This window comes from Aquimarina agarilytica ZC1 (assembly GCF_000255455.1).
Lineage (GTDB): Bacteria > Bacteroidota > Bacteroidia > Flavobacteriales > Flavobacteriaceae > Aquimarina > Aquimarina agarilytica.
In genome coordinates this window covers 1-1,962 of sequence record NZ_JH621324.1, presented here as the reverse complement: position 1 = coordinate 1,962, position 1,962 = coordinate 1, and the positions used below count along the sequence as shown (strand labels likewise).

Annotated in this window: 2 protein-coding genes; both read right to left on the bottom strand. The window is 37.2% G+C overall.

The genetic code is table 11. The features are described from left to right. Positions 1-31: 31 nt before the first annotated feature. Positions 32-1,492: an IS66 family transposase gene (tnpC, locus tag KQA_RS0218125; RefSeq protein WP_010183054.1), complete on the bottom strand. Its 1,461-nt coding sequence runs from the start codon at positions 1,490-1,492 to the stop codon at positions 32-34. 43 nt (positions 1,493-1,535) lie between these two features. Continuing rightward, positions 1,536-1,886 (bottom strand): IS66 family insertion sequence element accessory protein TnpB, encoded by a 351-nt coding sequence (gene tnpB, locus KQA_RS0218120; protein ID WP_010183053.1) that lies wholly within the window; start codon positions 1,884-1,886, stop codon positions 1,536-1,538. Positions 1,887-1,962 lie beyond the last annotated feature (76 nt).

Here is a 1,962-nt window from a genome sequence, read left to right as displayed (position 1 = left end):
GTATCCGTCCGAGCAACTACGTTTTAGATTTTTACTGATATCCAGGTAATAGTTCTTCAAGTTTTAGTATGCTATGATCAGAGATTCTTTGCAAGGTATCTTCTAGCCATTCTCTAGGGTTGATGTTTTGTATTTTGCAACTTCCAAAGAACGAATATAGCATTGCTGCATTTTGTGCTGCTTTATGTGATCCACAAAACAAATAATTCTTTCTGCCAATTGCCATGGGGCGGATCGCATTTTCGATTAGGTTATTGTCCAGTTCAATACGTCCATCATTAAAGATGGTTTCTAGCTTTGGATATTGATTTACAAAATAAGTCATTGCCTTTCCGATAGGACTTTGTGGCAATACATTGAACTGTTCAGCTTCTATCGATGTTTTGATGTGTTCCAATAACGGTTTGACTTTTTGATCACGAAGTACTTTTCTTTTATCATAATCGTTTAGCATCTCTTCTTTGATGGTTCTTTCTTCTAAATACATTTTTCTAAAAAGCTCCAAAGCTATTTTTGCGCGGTTATTATCACTATCCAACGCATCATGGAACTTGCGCCTGGCATGTACCAAACATCCAGCCAAGGTAATCTTGGGGTTAGTTCCTATTTTATCATATACAGTGTAGCCATCGCATTGCAGATAACCACTGTAATTTGTAAGCAATTCTTTAGGTCCGTTTTGTCCGCGTCCTTTTCGGTAATTAAAGAGTACGAGCTTTTGAATGGGATCGTGATAAACCCATTGATAGCCTTGATGTGTACTCTTTATTTTGTCTTGATCTTGCACCTTGATCGGTGACTCGTCAGCTTGGATGTAATCTGAATCAAGTATTTTCTGCTTTAGGGTATTGTATAGGGGTTCTAGTAACTGGCAACAGCTCGCCATCCAATCACTCATGGTACTTTGGGCGGGTTCCCATCCAAAATCTCGTTTGAACATTTGGATTTGACGATAAAACGGCAAGTGATCTACATATTTACTTACCAAAATGTGTGCTAATAAGCAGGCTTCTACAATAGCCTTGTCAATAGGACGGCTTGGTAACTCTGCAATCAGTACGCCTTGATCCTCTTTTTTAGCGTATTTAGGACGAATAGTTCTGCGTTTAACCAAACTAGCAGGAGTATATTCTAGGGTTTCAGTGATTTCTTCTCCTATTTTGGTAAGTCCTGTGGTATCTTCCTTGGGCTCGATGATGACTTCTCTTACCGGAAGATTTTCTGGAAGCGCATTACGCCCCAGATGTTTTTTCTTATCTCGGGTATAAGTAATGGTCTGTTGTGGTGTCTCTGCTACTTCTTCTACGGGATCTTCTCCAAACAGTGACAGCTGATCCATAACTGCTTCAGTAATAAAACTCTCCGATTTAAAACCACTTATGAGCTTGTAGAGTTGTTGAAGTTGCTGTTCTAGCGAAGCTATTTTGGTCGCAGAATCTTTCGCCTTTTTATGGAGATTACGATTCTCAACAAGTAGCTCTTGGTAGGTCATTACCCACTAAAATAAATACTTAACTCAAAAAAAACAACTAAAATTAGTGTTTTTTAAACCGCTTTTCTCGCTTTATATTAGTGATAGAAATTCCATCTATTAACAGTACTATTGCCGAATAATCCAAGCCTAAACTCAATACCGTTTTTTCATAAACAGGCAGTTTAATAGTGCCTTTTTCCAAACGTTTATAATAAAGTATAAAACCCCCTGACTGCCAATGCAACAATTTTATTTTGTTACGCATTTTATTGACAAAAATATACACATTACCATCGCTGGGAATTGAATCGAGTTCTGAAATAATAATACCAGAAAGACTATCAAAACTCTTTCGCATATCGGTTGGAGGAACATATAAAGTAAAGCTGTTTGTAGAGCTTAAAGCTAACATATCTATCTCTTTAAAGTTTCTTCAAACTTAAAACACAACTGTGTAATTTAAAATATGTGTTTGCTCGGATGGATAC

Coding starts and splice junctions, on each gene's coding strand:
- tnpC (WP_010183054.1), bottom strand. CDS start 1,492: ATGACCTACCAAGAGCTACTTGTTGAGAATCGTAATCTCCATAAAAAG.
- tnpB (WP_010183053.1), bottom strand. CDS start 1,886: ATGTTAGCTTTAAGCTCTACAAACAGCTTTACTTTATATGTTCCTCCA.